This is a genomic window from Promicromonospora sp. NPDC052451, from assembly GCF_044547525.1.
Taxonomy (GTDB): Bacteria; Actinomycetota; Actinomycetes; order Actinomycetales; family Cellulomonadaceae; genus Promicromonospora.
The window spans coordinates 92,916-108,523 of sequence record NZ_JBIUAP010000009.1; the positions used below are offsets into that span (position 1 = coordinate 92,916).

Annotated in this window: 17 protein-coding genes, 1 tRNA gene and 1 other RNA gene; 14 read left to right on the plus strand and 5 right to left on the minus strand. The window is 72.5% G+C overall.

Annotation, left to right across the window (positions count from 1 at the left end):
• Positions 1–94: 94 nt before the first annotated feature.
• Both ACIG47_RS16980 and ACIG47_RS16985 read right to left on the minus strand, forming a co-directional pair.
• Positions 95–844, minus strand: a complete 750-nt coding sequence (locus tag ACIG47_RS16980; RefSeq protein WP_397413179.1) for a helix-turn-helix domain-containing protein — start codon at positions 842–844, stop codon at positions 95–97.
• A gap of 70 nt (positions 845–914) precedes the next feature.
• On the minus strand, positions 915–1,109 hold the full coding sequence (locus ACIG47_RS16985; RefSeq protein ID WP_397413181.1) for a hypothetical protein: 195 nt from the start codon (positions 1,107–1,109) through the stop codon (positions 915–917).
• A 23-nt stretch (positions 1,110–1,132) separates the two neighbouring features.
• On the opposite strand from ACIG47_RS16985, the gene ACIG47_RS16990 reads away from it, so the two are divergent.
• From ACIG47_RS16990 to ACIG47_RS17000, 3 genes are all read left to right on the plus strand, one after another.
• On the plus strand, positions 1,133–2,059 hold the full coding sequence (locus tag ACIG47_RS16990; RefSeq protein WP_397413183.1) for an LLM class F420-dependent oxidoreductase: 927 nt from the start codon (positions 1,133–1,135) through the stop codon (positions 2,057–2,059).
• A gap of 96 nt (positions 2,060–2,155) precedes the next feature.
• Positions 2,156–3,031 carry a serine aminopeptidase domain-containing protein gene (locus tag ACIG47_RS16995; RefSeq protein ID WP_397432183.1) on the plus strand — a complete coding sequence of 292 codons (876 nt, stop codon included), beginning with the start codon at positions 2,156–2,158 and terminating at the stop codon, positions 3,029–3,031.
• 81 nt (positions 3,032–3,112) lie between these two features.
• Positions 3,113–4,375, plus strand: coding sequence for a uracil-xanthine permease family protein (locus ACIG47_RS17000; RefSeq protein WP_397432185.1), 1,263 nt, complete (start codon positions 3,113–3,115; stop codon positions 4,373–4,375).
• Positions 4,376–4,442: 67 nt separating this feature from the next.
• On the opposite strand, the gene ACIG47_RS17005 is transcribed toward ACIG47_RS17000, so the two are convergent.
• Positions 4,443–5,003: a hypothetical protein gene (locus tag ACIG47_RS17005; protein WP_397432186.1), complete on the minus strand. Its 561-nt coding sequence runs from the start codon at positions 5,001–5,003 to the stop codon at positions 4,443–4,445.
• 132 nt (positions 5,004–5,135) lie between these two features.
• Between ACIG47_RS17005 and ACIG47_RS17010 the strand changes: the two genes are divergently transcribed.
• From ACIG47_RS17010 to ACIG47_RS17040, 7 genes are all read left to right on the plus strand, one after another.
• Positions 5,136–5,846 carry a TetR family transcriptional regulator gene (locus ACIG47_RS17010; protein WP_397413191.1) on the plus strand — a complete coding sequence of 237 codons (711 nt, stop codon included), beginning with the start codon at positions 5,136–5,138 and terminating at the stop codon, positions 5,844–5,846.
• 68 nt (positions 5,847–5,914) lie between these two features.
• Positions 5,915–6,859, plus strand: coding sequence for an ATP-binding cassette domain-containing protein (locus tag ACIG47_RS17015; RefSeq protein WP_397432187.1), 945 nt, complete (start codon positions 5,915–5,917; stop codon positions 6,857–6,859).
• Entirely contained in the window at positions 6,856–8,511 is a 1,656-nt protein-coding gene (locus ACIG47_RS17020; RefSeq protein WP_397432188.1) for an ABC transporter permease, read from the plus strand. Before ACIG47_RS17015 ends, ACIG47_RS17020 begins: the two co-directional genes overlap by 4 nt.
• A gap of 188 nt (positions 8,512–8,699) precedes the next feature.
• Positions 8,700–8,996, plus strand: a complete 297-nt coding sequence (locus ACIG47_RS17025; protein ID WP_397413197.1) for a type II toxin-antitoxin system VapB family antitoxin — start codon at positions 8,700–8,702, stop codon at positions 8,994–8,996.
• 19 nt (positions 8,997–9,015) lie between these two features.
• Complete coding sequence (locus ACIG47_RS17030) at positions 9,016–9,690, plus strand: LytR C-terminal domain-containing protein (RefSeq protein WP_397413199.1); 675 nt, start codon at positions 9,016–9,018, stop codon at positions 9,688–9,690.
• 20 nt (positions 9,691–9,710) lie between these two features.
• On the plus strand, positions 9,711–10,340 hold the full coding sequence (locus ACIG47_RS17035; RefSeq protein WP_397432189.1) for a hypothetical protein: 630 nt from the start codon (positions 9,711–9,713) through the stop codon (positions 10,338–10,340).
• A gap of 63 nt (positions 10,341–10,403) precedes the next feature.
• A complete protein-coding gene (locus ACIG47_RS17040) occupies positions 10,404–11,117 on the plus strand; it encodes a YcnI family protein (protein ID WP_397432191.1) in 714 nt (237 codons plus the stop codon).
• A gap of 65 nt (positions 11,118–11,182) precedes the next feature.
• On the opposite strand, the gene ACIG47_RS17045 is transcribed toward ACIG47_RS17040, so the two are convergent.
• Positions 11,183–12,121 (minus strand): endonuclease/exonuclease/phosphatase family protein, encoded by a 939-nt coding sequence (locus ACIG47_RS17045; protein WP_397432192.1) that lies wholly within the window; start codon positions 12,119–12,121, stop codon positions 11,183–11,185.
• 135 nt (positions 12,122–12,256) lie between these two features.
• Positions 12,257–12,341, minus strand: a tRNA-Ser gene (locus ACIG47_RS17050).
• Positions 12,342–12,503: 162 nt separating this feature from the next.
• Between ACIG47_RS17050 and ffs the strand changes: the two genes are divergently transcribed.
• The 4 genes from ffs to ACIG47_RS17070 all read left to right on the plus strand — a co-directional run bounded on the left by ffs (position 12,504) and on the right by ACIG47_RS17070 (position 15,575).
• An RNA gene (gene ffs / locus ACIG47_RS17055) (signal recognition particle sRNA small type) lies at positions 12,504–12,600 on the plus strand.
• A gap of 376 nt (positions 12,601–12,976) precedes the next feature.
• Positions 12,977–13,864, plus strand: coding sequence for a MetQ/NlpA family ABC transporter substrate-binding protein (locus ACIG47_RS17060; protein WP_397413207.1), 888 nt, complete (start codon positions 12,977–12,979; stop codon positions 13,862–13,864).
• Positions 13,864–14,916 carry a methionine ABC transporter ATP-binding protein gene (locus ACIG47_RS17065; RefSeq protein ID WP_397432194.1) on the plus strand — a complete coding sequence of 351 codons (1,053 nt, stop codon included), beginning with the start codon at positions 13,864–13,866 and terminating at the stop codon, positions 14,914–14,916. The genes ACIG47_RS17060 and ACIG47_RS17065 overlap by 1 nt, the downstream gene beginning before the upstream one ends.
• Positions 14,913–15,575: a methionine ABC transporter permease gene (locus tag ACIG47_RS17070; protein ID WP_397413210.1), complete on the plus strand. Its 663-nt coding sequence runs from the start codon at positions 14,913–14,915 to the stop codon at positions 15,573–15,575. The genes ACIG47_RS17065 and ACIG47_RS17070 overlap by 4 nt, the downstream gene beginning before the upstream one ends.
• Positions 15,576–15,608 lie beyond the last annotated feature (33 nt).

Here is a 15,608-nt window from a genome sequence, read left to right on the forward strand (position 1 = left end):
TGCTGCACGATCTCTAGCGGAACACAGGATGCCACGGGTGCATTCCCCCGGGAACGGGCCCGGGATGTCCGGTGCGCCACACGGGCCGGACCGGTCAGACCAGGGCGTCGCGGACGGCGCGGGCCACCTCGTCGGGCCCGGCCACCCCCTCCACCACGGTGACGACCACGCGCCGCGACGCGGGGGCGCCGTCGGCGGCCAGCGGGCTGGCCGAGGTGCCGAGGACGGCGGCTCGCCGCAGGTCGGCGAACGCCTCCTCCAGCTCGGGGCGCAGGTCGAGCGACGGCGTGCGCAGCCAGCGTCGCAGGATCGCGTTGTGCACCGCGACCACGGACGCCGCGAACGCGATCGACGCCGTGGAGGCCGACCGCTCCGGCGGCAGGGTGTCGCGCAGGTAGTGCGTGAACGCCCGCTCGTAGCGGTGCGTCGTGATGAGCTCCCGGTCGCGCAGCGCCGGGACCTGCTGCAGCAGGGCGTAGCGCGCGAGCGACGTCTCGCGCTGGCCCACGTGGTGGTCGAACACCATGCGCGCCGCGCGGCACACCTCGAGGTACGGGTCCACGTCGGGGTCCCAGGCGCGGCCCAGGTCGTGCCCCGACTCCTCGCTGGCCCGGGCGTCGGGCCGGGTGGCGGCCAGCATGACCACCACCTCCTCCAGCAGCAGCTCGTGGTCGGCGAAGACCACGTCCTCCTTGGAGCGGAAGCGGCGGAAGAACGTCGCGCGGCTCACCTTGGCGGCGTCGGCGATCTCCTCGACGGTGGTTCCCTCGTACCCCTGCCGAGTGAACAGGTCCACCGCAGCGTCGACAGCCTGCGCGTGCGTGTGGGTACGGACGGCGGTCATGCCAGGCAGGCTACCGCGTGCCCCCCGAGCCCCGTGAAGACTCCTTGAGCAAACCGTGACCTGCGCGACGCTAATTTTCCTGGGACGGGATCTTGCCCGACCGGAGTCTGCGCAGGTAGCGCACCTCGCGCACGGCCATGAGCAGCGCGAGCACCCCGGGGACGGCGGCCCACGGATGACCGAGCACGACGCCCAGCAGGCACACGAGGAAGATCAGCCCACCGCCCACGACGGTGGCGAGGCTGCCCCAGCGGATCCCGGTCACGGGGTGAGCGTAGTCTGCGAGACGTGACACTCGACCTGCGCATCTTCACCGAGCCCCAGCAGGGCGCGACCTACGACGACCAGCTCGCCGTCGCCCAGGCGACCGAGCGACTGGGCTTCAGCGCCTTCTTCCGCTCCGACCACTACCTGGCCATGGGCCGCGAGGGTCTGCCCGGGCCCACCGACTCCTGGGTCACGCTCGCCGGCCTCGCCCGGGAGACGTCGACCGTGCGGCTCGGCACGCTCGTGTCGTCGGCCACGTTCCGGCACCCCGGCGTGCTGGCCATCCAGGTGGCCCAGGTGGACCAGATGTCCGGCGGGCGCGTCGAGCTCGGCCTCGGCACCGGCTGGTACGCCGCCGAGCACAGCGCCTACGGCATCCCGTTCCCCGAGAAGCGCTTCGGCATCCTGGAGGAGCAGCTCGCCGTCGTCACCGGCCTCTGGGGCACGCCCGTCGGCGAGAAGTTCTCCTTCTCCGGTGAGCACTACCAGATCACCGACTCGCCGGCGCTGCCCAAGCCCGTGCAGGCCAGGATCCCGGTGCTGGTCGGCGGCGGCGGCCCGCGCCGCACGCCCGCCCTGGCGGCGCGCTACGGCGACGAGTACAACCAGTCCTTCCCGGAGATCAGCGGGATCGGCGCGCGCATCAAGGTGGTCGAGAAGGCCCTGTCCGACGCCGGTCGCGACCCCGGATCCATCGTCCAGTCGGTGGCGCTCGTCGCCGCCGTCGGGCAGGACGAGGCCGAGTTCACGCGACGCGCGGCCGCCATCGGGCGCGAGCCCGCCGAGCTGCGCGAGCACGGCATCGCCGGGACCGTCGCCGAGGCGGTGGACCGGCTGAAGGCCCTGGAGGCGGAGGGTGTCCAGCGCGTCTACCTGCAGGTCCTGGACCTGGCCGACCTGGACCACCTGGACCTGTTCGCCCGCGAGGTGCGCCGCCAGCTCGGCTGAGCCGGCCGCGGATCACCCGCCCGGGAGGCCGGGTGAGAGAAACCTTCCTAGGGTCGGTGCCGGGGCGTGGGCCCCGACACCGACCTGGGAGGGTTCATGCAGAGCTTTTCTCGTGGCTTTTCTCGTGCCGTCCGGGCCGCGCTCGCGGCGTCCGTCCTCGCCGCCGGAACCCTCGCCGCGGTCCCCGTGGCCGTCGCCGAGGGCGACCACCAGCGCGGGCCCGACCCGACCGAGCAGAGCATCGAGGCACCGCGTGGCCCGTTCGACGTCGCCACGCTCGTCGTGACCCGGGCCGAGGCCGAGGGTTTCGGCGGCGGCACCGTCTACTACCCCACGGACACGTCCGAGGGCACGTTCGGCGCGGTCGCCGTTGCCCCCGGGTACAGCTCCTCGCAGGCCGCCGTCGCCTGGCTCGGGCCGCGCCTGGCCTCGCAGGGCTTCGTCGTGCTCACGATCGACACGATCAGCACCGCCGACGCGCCCCCGCGCCGCGGCGACCAGCTCCGGGCCGCGCTGGCGCAGCTCGCGGACACGGCGGTGGCGGACAGGATCGACCCCGCCCGGCTCGCCGTCATGGGCCACTCGATGGGTGGCGGCGGCAGCCTGGAGGCCGCCAAGGACGACCCGGCGCTGCGCGCCGCGATCCCGCTGGCCCCCTGGAGCGCCGACAAGACGTTCCCGGAGGTCACCACGCCCACCCTGGTCATCGGTGCCGAGGACGACGTCATCGCGCCGGTGCGCCGGCACGCCGAGCGGTTCTACGACACGCTCCCGGCCGACGGCGACAAGGCGTACCTGGAGCTGCGCGACGCGGACCACTCCGCGCCCACCGTGCCCGACACCACGATCGCCCGCTACAGCATCGCCTGGCTCAAGCGGTACGTGGACGACGACGAGCGCTACGCCCGGTTCCTCTGCCCGCCGCCGGTCCCGGACGAGGTGATCAGCGAGTACCGCAGCAGCACCTGCTGACCGGGGCCGGCCGTTCTCGACCGGGGTGGGCCGGTAAGATCCGCGCGACACTGACGCCCCGCGAGATCAAGGACAACAGCGATGCGACTCGGCTGGAAGCTGCACGGTGACGGCACCCGCATCACCCCGGGCGAGGTGGTCGCCCCCGACGAGCGCCTGAGCTGGCCGCGCACCGTCGGGATCGGTCTGCAGCACATCGTCGCGATGTTCGGCGCCACGTTCCTGGTGCCGGTGCTCACCGGGTTCGACCCTGGGACCACGCTCTTCTTCTCGGCGCTCGGCACCATCACGTTCCTGCTGATCACGGGCAACCGGCTGCCGAGCTACCTGGGGTCGAGCTTCGCGTTCATCGCGCCGATCCTGGCGGCCACGGCGTCGGGCGGCCAGTCCGTCGCGATCGGCGGCATCCTCGCCACCGGCGTGCTGCTGGCGATCATCGGCGCGGTGGTGCACTTCGCGGGCCCGCGCTGGATCCAGGCGGCCATGCCGCCCGTGGTCACGGGCGTCATCGTCGCGCTCATCGGGCTCAACCTGGCGCCGGCGGCGTGGGGCAACTTCAAGGAGGCCCCCCTCACCGCCGTCGTGACCCTCGGCTCGATCATCCTGATCCAGGTCCTGTTCCGGGGTCTGCTCGGCCGCCTCGCCATCCTGCTGGGCGTGGCGATCGGCTATGCGTTCGCCGCGGTGCGCGGCGAGGTCGACTTCACGAAGGTCGATCAGGCCGGCTGGGTCGGCCTGCCGCACTTCGTGGCCCCGTCGTTCGACCCGGCCGTGCTCGGCCTGTTCCTCCCGGTGGTGCTCGTGCTCGTCGCCGAGAACGTGGGCCACGTGAAGTCGGTGGCCGCCATGACCGGGCGGGACTACGACCGGCTCACCGGTCGGGCGCTGCTCGCGGACGGCGTGGCCACGACGCTCGCCGGTCTCGGCGGTGGCTCCGGCACCACGACGTACGCGGAGAACATCGGCGTCATGGCGGCGTCCCGCGTGTACTCGACCGCGGCCTACTGGGTGGCCGCGGTCGGTGCGCTGGTGCTCAGCCTGTCGCCGAAGTTCGGGGCGCTGATCGCCACCGTGCCCGCCGGGGTGCTCGGCGGCGCCACCACCATGCTCTACGGGATGATCGGCATCCTCGGTGCCCGCATCTGGGTGCAGGCGCGCGTCGACTTCTCCGACCCGGTGAACCTCACGACGGCGGCCGTGCCGCTCATCATCGGCATCGCGAACTTCACCTGGACCGCCGGGGACCTGGAGTTCGGCGGCATCGCGCTGGGCACCGCCGCGGCCCTGGTGATCTACCACGTCATGGGCGCGATCGGCCGCTGGCGCGGCACGGCCCAGGCCTGACGTGCGCCGGCCGGCCACGCGACGACGCGTGGCCGGCCGGTGCCGGTCCCTCAGGCGGTCAGCCCGATCATGGGCACCAGGTACGGGCCGACGGCGAGTACCGCGTGACCGTCGTCCGCTGCGTGCCGTCCGCCAGCTTGTAGCGGATCGTGGCCGCCGCGCGCAGCGGCAGCGTCTCGCCCGCGCCGTAGCAGGTCATCCACGTGGTGTGGTAGGCGCGGTCGCGGTAGCCGAACCAGCCGTCCGCGTCGTCCTTCCACGTGCCGCTCAGGAGCTGCCACTTGCCGCCCGCGTAGGCCTGGATCCGCAGGTCCACCGCGAGGACGTCGTAGTCCTTGCCGCCGTCGATGTCCGTGACCATCGCCTCGCCGTAGAAGCGCGGGCCGTCCTTGTACAGGTACATGCAGCTGCGCACCTGGGCGGGCTCGTTGACCCCCGGCTTGCAGGAGCGGTAGTACACCTCCGCGGCCGGAGCCGCGGCACCGGACGCCACACGGGCGGTGCTGACCGCCGGGGCGGCCGTCAGCTCGGCGGTGTCGCGGGCCTGCGCCGGGGCGACCGCCGCCAGGGCGGTGGCGATCCCGAGGGCGGCCACGGCAGCGGCGACCCGGTGGAGCCTTCTCATCATGGATTCTCCTGTCTGGGGTGAGTATCTCGTGGGCATTATTTCCGGTATGCGGCGCGGGAGGCGGCACTTTTCGGGGTCACCCCCGGGTGATTTGCTGGCACATCGGCTGAACGCGCGTATAGGATGCTGAACATGCGTTCAACGAGCGGTGCCGAGCAGTCCCCGGGCGGAGGCGCGCCCGGCGACGCCGACCGCACGGCGCGGTCCCGCATCCGGGACGCCGCGATCAGCCGGTTCGCCGTCGAGGGCTTCGGCGCCTCCGTGCGGTCCATCGCGGCCGACGCCGGGGTCAGCGCGGGCCTCGTGATGCACCACTTCGGCTCGAAGGACCGGCTCCGCGCCGAGTGCGACGCGCACCTGCTGGCCACGATCAGCCGGCTCAAGCGCGAGAACGTCGAGATCGTGGCGTCCGGGCAGAGCTTCTTCCAGCGCTTCGCCGCCGCCGAGGAGAACGCCGTGATCCTCGGCTACGTGCTGCGCTCGATGCAGGACGGCGGGGAGCTCGCCCGCGAGTTCCTCGCCCACATGGTCGACGACGCGGTGGGCTACGCCCGCGACGGCGTCGCCGCCGGGGTGCTCGTGCCCAGCCGGGACGAGGCGGCCCGCGCCCGCTACCTCACGCTCTCGTCCCTCGGCGCGCTGCTGCTCGAGGTGACCCTGGACCCGCCGTCGGACCCGGGCGACCTCACCGCCATCGTCCGCGACTACATGACCAACAGCTACCTGCCCATGATGGAGCTGTTCACCGAGGGATTCCTCACCTCTCGCCGCATGCTCGACGAGTACCTCCTGTACGTACCGGACCCGCCGTCGCGCGACGGGGCAGCGCCCGCCCCTGGCTGACCGGTTCCCCGGCCCCCACTGGCACTGCCCTGACACGGACCCCCACCACGTCAGAGAGCGAGTACGCCATGACCGCCACACCAGCGATCGAGATCTACGACCTGCGCAAGTCCTTCGGCAGCGTCCGGGCCCTGGACGGCCTGGACCTCACCGTCCAGCCCGGGGAGGTCCGGGGTTTCCTGGGACCCAACGGCGCCGGCAAGTCCACCACCATCCGGGTGCTGCTCGGGCTGCTCCGGGCCGAGTCCGGCACGGCCCGCCTGTTCGGCGGCGACGTCTGGCGTGACGCCGTCGCGCTGCACCGACGCATCACCTACGTGCCCGGCGACGTGAGCCTGTGGCCCAACCTGACCGGCGGCGAGTGCATCGACTACCTCGCCCGCCTCAGCGGGCGCGCCGACCGGGCCCGCCTCAAGGCCCGCAAGGCCGAGCTGCTCGAGCGCTTCGAGCTGGACCCTCGCAAGAAGGCGCGCACCTACTCCAAGGGCAACCGGCAGAAGGTCGCCCTGGTGGCGGCCTTCCTGACCGACCCCGAGCTGTACGTGCTCGACGAGCCCACCTCCGGGCTGGACCCCCTCATGGAGGCCGTGTTCACCGACTACGTGCGGGAGGCCAAGGCGGCGGGCCGGTCCGTGCTCCTGAGCAGCCACATCCTGTCCGAGGTCGAGAAGGTGTGCGACACCGTCACGATCATCCGCAACGGCGTGGACGTCGAGTCCGGCACGCTCGACGAGCTGCGCCACCTCACCCGCACGAGCGTGACCGCCGTGGTCGGGGCCGACCCCGCGGCCCTCGCCGACCTGATCGGGGTGCACGACCTGGTCGGCACGCCCTCCGACGGCGCCGGGACCCGGGTCACGTTCGACGTCGACAACGCGCAGATCGGCACCGTGCTGTCCGCCGTCACCGCCCTCGGCGTGCGCAGCCTCACCGCGACCCCGCCGTCGCTGGAGGAGCTGTTCCTGCGCCACTACGGCGACGCGCTGCAGTCCGAGACGGCAGGTACGCGATGAGCGCCGCCGTCGCCACACCGCCGGTTCCTGCCGTCGCCGGCCCCGCGCTCGGGTCCACCCTCACCGGTACGGGCATGCTGCTGCGGTTCATGCTCCGCCGCGACCGCACGCGGATCCTCTGGTGGACCCTCGGCGTCACGCTCCTGTACGCGGGCGGGCTCGGCGAGTACGTGCTGCTCGACGACCCCGACGCCAGCGCCGCCCGCTCGGTGCTGGTCTCGTCGCCCGCGATGGTCTCCATGACCGGGCCGGGCTACGGCATCGACGACTACACCCCCGGCGCCGCCGTCGCGAACGAGTTCATCCTCTGGGTCGTGCTCACGCTGGCCGTGATGAGCATCCTCCAGGTCGTGCGGCACACCCGTGCCGAGGAGGAGAGCAGCAGGTCCGAGCTCGTGCGTGCCGGTGCGGTGGGCCGTCATGCGCCGTCCGTGGCAGCCCTGCTCCTGGTGCTCGTCATGAACGTCGTCATCGCCGTGACCAGCGCGGTGGCGGTCACCGCGCAGGGCTTCGACGCGGGACAGTCGTTCGCGATGACCTCCGCGATCGCGCTCGGGGCGCTCGTCTTCGGTGCGGTCGCGCTCGTCGCTGCCCAGGCGTACGAGCACGGCCGGGGAGCCGTCGGCGTGTCCCTCGCGGCGCTCGGCGCGGCGTTCCTCCTGCGTGCGCTGGGTGACGTCCAGGAGCGGCACGGCAGCGCCCTGTCGTGGCTGTCCCCGATCGCCTGGGTCCAGCAGACCCGGGTCTTCGTGGACCTCAGGTGGTGGCCGCTCGGCCTGTGCGTCGCGGCGATCGTCGTGCTGATCGTGGTCGCCGCGTTCCTGGGTTCGCGGCGCGACTTCGGGGGCGGGCTGGTCGCCGTCCGCCCGGGCCACCCCGACGCCCGGCCCACGCTGACCGGCCCCGGGCCGCTGGCCTGGGTGCAGCAGCGGGGTGCCCTGATGTGGACGGCGCTCGGCCTCGGCCTCATGTGGCTCGGCTCCGGCACCATCATCCGGGAGGTGCCGAAGATGCTCGACGCCGTCGAGGGCAACCCCATCTACACGGCCCTCCTCGGCAGCAACGAGGACATGGTCCGCACCTTCCTGGGCATCTTCGGCCTCTACATCGCGGCCGGTGCCGCCGCCTACGGCACCGCCGCGGCGCTCCGGGTCAAGGGCGAGGAGGAGGCGGGCCGCACGGAGATCACGCTGGCCACGCCGGTGTCCCGCGGGCGCTGGTTCGCGTCCTCGCTCGTGGTCGCGCTCCTGGGCACGGTGGTCGTCCAGCTCACCGGCGCGCTCGCGCTCTGGTTCGGCGCCGCCTCGACGGGGTACGACGACGTCCGGTTCGGCGAGTACCTGGAGCTGGGCCTCGCGTACCTGCCGGCCCTCGCGGTGCTCGTCGGTCTCGCGGCCGCCCTCTACGGCTGGCTGCCGCGGGCCACCGGCGTCGCCTGGGTGATGGTCGGGTACGTCTTCCTGGTGGGCATGTTCGCCGACCTGTTCGACCTGCCCGAGTGGGCACGCAAGATCTCGCCGTTCTGGTGGGTGGGCAACCCCGCGCTCGAACAGGTCGAGGCGTCGCACCTGTGGGGACTGGGCGGGGTGGCGGCGCTGTTGTTCGTGCTCGCCTTCCTCGGATTCCGCCGCCGGGACGTCCCGGCCGTCTGACGGCCGGGCCGATGACGTTCCGACAACGATCCTGACCGCGATCAGCGGCAGGACGCCGCTCCGGCGTCCTGCCGGCTGTCGCGGTCAGGTACCGTCCGGTAGTGTGCGGGAGCCCGTCCGGTGCCCAGCAGGCAGGTCGTACCGCCGCTCCCGGACCGTGCCCCGCCGAGCCCAGTGAGGACGGACCGATGATCTTCAAGGCCGTAGGAGACGGCCGCCCGTACCCCGAGCACGGGCGGTCGCGTTCGCGCGACTGGGTGGACGTGCCCCCGCGCCAGGTACGGCTCGACGAGCTGGTGACCACCAAGCGCACGCTCGACCTCGACACGCTCCTCGCGGAGGACTCCACGTTCTACGGCGACCTGTTCGCGCACGTCGTGGAGTACGAGGGCACGCTCTACCTGGAGGACGGCCTGCACCGCGCCGTGCGGGCGGCCCTCCAGCAGCGTCCCGTGCTCCACGCTCGTGTCCTCACCATCCGCTGACCTCAGGTAGGTTCGACGCGTGACAACCCCCGGGTACGACCAGGCGCGCGTGGAGCGCCGGCGCCGCGAGCACGAGCGCCAGGCCGTGGTCTTCGGTGTGCTCATCGCATTCCTGGCGGTCTGCGGCATCTTCGCGCTCGCGGTCTTCTCGGGGGCGATCAGCTCCCCGTTCAACCGGCCGTTCACCACGGTGGGCGCCTCCGAGCAGAAGACGTACCCGGTCGCCTGCCTCCCGGCGGTCGAGGGGCAGCCCGACGGTGCTCTCCCGGTCGCCTACTCCGAGATCAAGGTCCGCCTGCTCAACGCGACCGACGGTCAGCTCGGCCTCGGCCAGGCCCACGAGACCGTCCTCTCCGACCGCGGCTTCGAGATCATGGAGGTCGGCAACGTGCCCGTGGTGCTGCCCGAGTCGGAGATCCGGTTCGGCCGCACCGGCATCGTGCAGGCCTACGAGCTGGCCGCGCAGTTCCCGAAGATGCGCCTGGTGCTCGACGACCGGGGCGGCCCCGCGGTGGACCTGCTCATCGGCGAGAACTACGACGTGCCCCTCGACGTGAAGGACGTCGACGTGGCCGCCGACCAGCCGCTGCGCAACGCCGAGGACTGCGTTCCCGCCGACTCGATCACGCCGGAGAAGCAGATCATGCCGGCCGTGCCGGAGCAGGCCGCCGACGAGGTTCAGCCCGAGGGGTAGTCCCGGCTAGGGTGCGTGCTGTGCCGGACCCGTCCTCAGGAGCAGTGGGCCTCGGCCGCGCGCTCCTGTGGGCCGTGGTCGTCCTCGCCCTCGCCCTGACGGCGCACCTCGAGGCCGGTGGTCATCTGCCGCCCGCCGAGGCGATCGCGCTCCTCGGCGCCCTCCTGCTCGCGGTGACCGCGGTCGCCGTCCGACGGCAGGTGCGCTGGCCCGGTGGCCTGGCGCTGGCCGGCCTCGGCCAGTACGCCCTCCACCGCGCGTTCACCTACCTGGGCGGCGCGTGCGCGGCGCCCACCCTGCCCGACGACGGCCTGACGGCCTGGGGTCATGCGCACCCGGCCGGAGCCGTCCTCGGCGGCGCCGGGGCCTGCGCGGCCGGGGCCGAGCCGACCACGCTCGGCGCGGGGATGCTCCTCTGGCACGTCGTGGCCACGGTGGTCTCCGTCGCGTTGCTCGTGGGTGTGGAGCGCGGCATCTGGCTGCTCGCGTCCTGGCTGGTCCGTCCGCTCGCGGCGGCTCCGCTGCGGCTCCCGGTCGTGCGCCGGGCCCTCGTGCCGGTCGTGCCCGTGGTGCCGTCGGGCTCCGTCGACCTGTCCGTCGCGCCGGAGCGCGGGCCGCCGCCGGCCCTGGTGATGCGCCTCGCGGCCTGAGGATCTCGGGCGGGGGCGCGTCCACGCACGCCCGCACACCCCTCAGAACGAAGGACCGAGCACATGACTCGCTTCAGCATGCCCGCCCGCCGCGCCCTCGCGGCCGTTCCCGCCACCGCCGTCCTGGTGCTGCTGCCGTCGGTGGCGTACGCCCACGTGACCGTGAACCCCGACACCACCGCCGCCGAGAGCTACGCGAGCCTGACGTTCCGCGTGCCCACGGAGTCGGACACGGCGTCCACGTCGGAGCTGGTCGTGGACCTGCCCACCGACACCCCCTTCCTCAGCGTCACGCCGCGCAGCCTGCCCGGCTGGGACGTGAAGGTCGAGACCGCCACGCTCGACGAGCCGTTCGAGGTAGAGGGCGCGACCGTCGACGAGGCGCCCGTCCGCGTGACCTGGACCGCCCAGGAGGGGCACGAGGTGCCGCCGCACGAGTACCAGGAGTTCGCCGTCCGCGTCGGCGCGCTGCCCGAGGAGGGCACCACCGTGGTGCTCCCCGCGCACCAGACCTACACCGACGGCAACGTCGTCGACTGGGACGACCTCCCGGCGGACGACGGCACGGAGCCCGAGGCACCCGCGCCGGTGCTCACCACGACCGCCGCGGAGGAGGACGGGCACCACGGCGCCGCGACGTCGCCCGACGGTGCGGACGATGCCGCGGCGGCCACGACCGACGCCGTGGACCCGGTGGGCCGGTGGCTCGGCGGTGCCGGGCTCGTGGTCGGTGCCGCGGGGATCGGCGTGGCGCTGGCCACGCGCCGTCGCGCCTGATGGCGTGACCGGTCGCGCCGTCCGCGTGCCGGGCGGCGCGACCGGGCGGCACCGGCGGCCGGGCCTCAGCCGATGCGCAGCAGCGCCTGCACCGGGGTGTGGTCGCTGGGGTACCGGCCGTCCCGGGTCCACGTGTTGATCGCCGCCGAGCGCACCTCGACGCCGGGCGTGGCGAGGATCCAGTCGATGCGGGTGCCGTCCGGGTCCGGGGTGCCGTAGTTGGGGAACGTGCCCGCGTACGGCGTGAGCCGGCGGTCCGCGGCGAGCCAGGTGTCCTGGAGGCCGCCGTCGGTCACCAGCACGTCGTACGGAGCGGACGCCTCGGCCGCGGCGTTGCAGTCCGCCGTGAAGACGACGGGCAGGCCGGCCGCGGCGACCTGCTCCCGGACCACCTGGGCGCTGCGGAGGCGGGCGTTCTCGGCCTGGTGGTCGAAGTGCGAGTTGATGTGCACGAAGTCACGGCCGGTCACGGTGTCGTGGAACCGGGCCCACGTGACGATCCGGGTCACGGTGTTGCCCCAGGTGGCCGAGCCGATCACGGCGGGCGTGTCGGACAGCCAGAACTGGTCCCACCACGTCACCGTCAGCCGGCGCGCGTCGTAGAAGATGGCCGAGTACTCGCCCGCGGCTCCGCCGTCGCGCCCGAAGCCCACCATCTCGTAGCCGCGGCCCAGGCCTTCCTCGACCGCCGTGAGCTGGTTGAACTCCACCTCCTGGACCCCGAGGATCGTCGGCTGCTCCAACCGCAGGAACGCGGCGGTGAGCGGCGCTCGCTCCGGCCAGTAGTCGGGCTCGCCCGGCTGGGTCTGACCCTCGCGGTCGTAGCGCACGTTGAAGCTCATGGCGTGCAGCCACTCGCCGCGCGCCGGGCCGATCACGGGCCTGCCGCCGTGCGCGGTCTGCGCCGCGGCCGGCGTGGCCAGTGCGGCCGAGGCACCGAGGGCGCCGACGGCGCCGGCTGCCGTGAGCATGGTGCGGCGTGAGATGCCGGGGGTCGTGGACATGTGCTCTCCTCCAGGTCAGGGGTCGATGCCGGTCAACCCGACCAGACCGAGGTGAGCGTGCCCGTAACGCCACATGACGTGGGGGCGAAACGACGATGACGCGAGACATCGGTGATGTCTCGCGTCATCGGACTGCGGAGGATGGGGGATTCGAACCCCCGAGGGCGTTAACCCAACACGCTTTCCAAGCGTGCGCCATAGGCCACTAGGCGAATCCTCCTCGCGTCCCACCCCTGGGCGAGCGCGCGGCCACTGGACCGAAGTCTGGCGCGGCCTGACGAGGATACCGGACACCTCGCTCGGACAACGAATCGTGGCGTGGGCCCGGCCTGTGCGGGGGCTCGCGGGTTCGGCCGGGCCTCCGGGATCGGTTAGGCTGGGGGCAGACCCCTCGTGCGGCACCATCTCGCCGAACTCCCCCAGGGCCGGAAGGCAGCAAGGGTAAGTGAGCTCTGGTGGGTGTGCGGGGGGTCCTCTCATGCCCGGAGTTCTGCGGCTCCTCCACCATGTGGACAGGTTTTCGTCCGCATCATGGGATTTTCCGGAAGTGGCTGGCTCTGGCGCCCTGCGGTGACGCACGATGTCCGCATGACCCGCACCTGGACCGCCGCCACGACGTCGCGCACCTGTCGCGACGCCATGTGTCGCGACCGCGTGCGCGGCGGGCGAATGTGCGGCCGCTGAGCGCGCCGTACCTTCCCGCGACCCGCTGAGGGTCGCACCCGCACCGTCCCGAGCTCGCCACGTTGCTGATGGCCGTGGCCCGCCGACGTACGTCGGCCTGCGCAACACGCCGGCCCCCCGCATCCTGAGCACAGGCACACCCGCGTCCGTGCGCTCCGAGAGGACCCACCCATGTCTCGTTTCACCACTGTCCTGTCCGCAGGCCTCGCCGTCACCACCGCCCTCGCCCTGAGCGCCTGCGCGGGCTCCGACGAGATCACCCCCGCCACGGGCTCGGCCGACGACCCGGTCCGCATCGGCGTCGTCAACTCCGGCGACGACTACTGGACCACGTTCACCGACCTGGCCGAGGAGGAGGGCATCAGCGTCGAGCTGGTGAACTTCAGCGACTACCAGCTCCCGAACCAGGGTCTGACCGACGGTGACCTGGACCTCAACCAGTTCCAGCACCTGCAGTTCCTCGCCAACTACAACACGGCCACCGAGTCGGACCTCACGCCGATCGCGGCCACCGCCGTCTACCCGCTCGGCCTCTACTCGCTCAAGCACGACAGCGTGGAGAGCATCCCCGACGGCGGCGAGATCGCCATCCCGAACGACGACACGAACCAGGCCCGCGCGCTGCTCGTGCTCCAGGAGGCCGGCCTGATCGCCCTGCGCGACGGCGGCACCGCGTTCTCCACGCCGGCCGACGTGCTCGAGGACGAGTCGCGCGTGACCGTGACCCCGGTCGACGCCGCCCAGACGGCGCTCGCGCTGCAGGACGTCGACGCCTCGATCATCAACAACGACTTCGTGGGCGACGCCGACCTGACCGCCGAGGACGCCATCTTCTCGGACGACCCCGACTCGTCGGCCGCCGAGCCCTACATCAACGTGTGGGTGGCGCGCGGGGCCGACGCCGACAACGAGGTGTTCCAGCAGCTCGTCGAGATCTACCACTCCCCGGAGGTCACCGACGGCGTGATCGAGGCGTCGGGCGGCACCGGCGTCATCAAAGACAACTCCGCGGCCGAGCTGCAGGAGATCCTGGCCGGCATCCAGGAGGACGCCTCCTGATGCCTGCGGCGACCAGCAGCATCATCCGGTTCGAGAATGCCTCGAAGGTGTTCCCGGGCCGGGGGAAGGGCGCCGAGGTGCGCGCCGTCGACGGGGTCACCCTCGACATCCGCGAGGGCGAGATCTTCGGTGTGATCGGTCAGTCGGGCGCGGGGAAGTCGACCCTCGTCCGCCTGATCAACGCGCTCGAGCGCACCACCGGCGGCGACGTCGTGGTGGACGGCACGTCCCTCGGCTCCCTGAGCGAGGCGCGCCTGCGCCCCGTCCGGGCCGGGATCGGGATGGTGTTCCAGCAGTTCAACCTGCTCTCCTCCCGGACCGTGTCGGGGAACGTCGCCTACCCGCTCGAGGTCGCCGGCTGGCCGCGTGCTCGCCGGGAGGCGCGTGTCGCGGAGCTGCTGGACTTCGTCGGCCTGGCGGACAAGGCCGGGGTGTACCCGTCCACGCTGTCGGGCGGGCAGAAGCAGCGCGTCGGGATCGCCCGGGCACTGGCGACGAACCCGCGCATCCTGCTGGCGGACGAGGCGACGTCGGCCCTCGACCCCGAGACCACGCGCGACGTGCTGGACCTGCTCCAGCGCGTCAACCGTGAGCTCGGGATCACCGTGGTGGTGATCACGCACGAGATGGACGTGGTGCGGTCGATCTGCCACCGCGTGGCCGTGATGGAGCGCGGGCACGTGGTCGAGGTGGGCGAGGCCTACCAGGTGTTCAGCGCGCCCGCGCACGACACCACGCGGCGGTTCGTCGCGACGGCCCTGCGCGACCGGCCCTCTCCCGAGGTGCTGGCCCGGCTACGGGCCCGGCACACCGGGCACATCGTGACGGTCGGCGTGGACGAGGTGGCCGGCTCGTCGGCCGTGCTCACACGGACGCTGCGCGAGCACGGCGTGGACGGCACCGTCGTGTTCGGCGGGATCACCGAGGTCGCCGAGCGGCCGTACGGGTCGTTGACGGTGGAGCTCGTCGGAGAGGCCGCTGCCGTCGAGGCCGCGGTGGCAGCGCTGCGGAGCGTGACCTGGGTGGACGATCACGGGAGGGCTGACGCATGACCGAGGACTGGGAGCGGCTGACACCGCTGCTCTGGGAGGCCGCGGGCCAGACCGCGTTCATGGTGCTGATCACGCTGCTGGTCGGCGGCGTCCTGGGCCTGGCGCTCGGGCTCGGGCTGTACCTGACCCGGCCGGGGAACCTGCTGCAGCACCGGGTCGTGTTCGCGGTGCTGAACCTCGCGGTGAACATCGTGCGACCGGTGCCGTTCATCATCTTCCTGGTGGCGCTGGGCCCGCTGACCCGCGCCGTCATCGGCAAGACGATCGGCATCGAGGCGTTCACGTTCGCGATGAGCTTCATGGCGACCTTCGTCTTCGCGCGGCTCGTCGAGCAGAACCTCGTCTCGATCGATCCCGGGGTCGTCGAGGCGGCGCGTGCGATGGGCGCGTCGCCGTTCCGGATCGTGCGGACCGTGCTGGTGCCGGAGGCGCTCGCGCCCCTGATCCTCGGATACACGTTCCTGTTCGTGGGCGTGCTGGACATGTCCGCGATCGGCGGGTACCTGGGCGCGGGTGGCCTGGGCGACTTCGCGATCGTCCAGGGCTACCGGCAGTACGACTGGGCCGTGACCGCGGTGGTGGTCGTGATCATCGTGGTGATCGTGCAGGCGGTCCAGTGGCTGGGCAACGCCCTGGCCCGGCGGGCGCTGCGGCGGTAGGGGGGCAGTCCGTGGACAACTCCCGTACGGGCG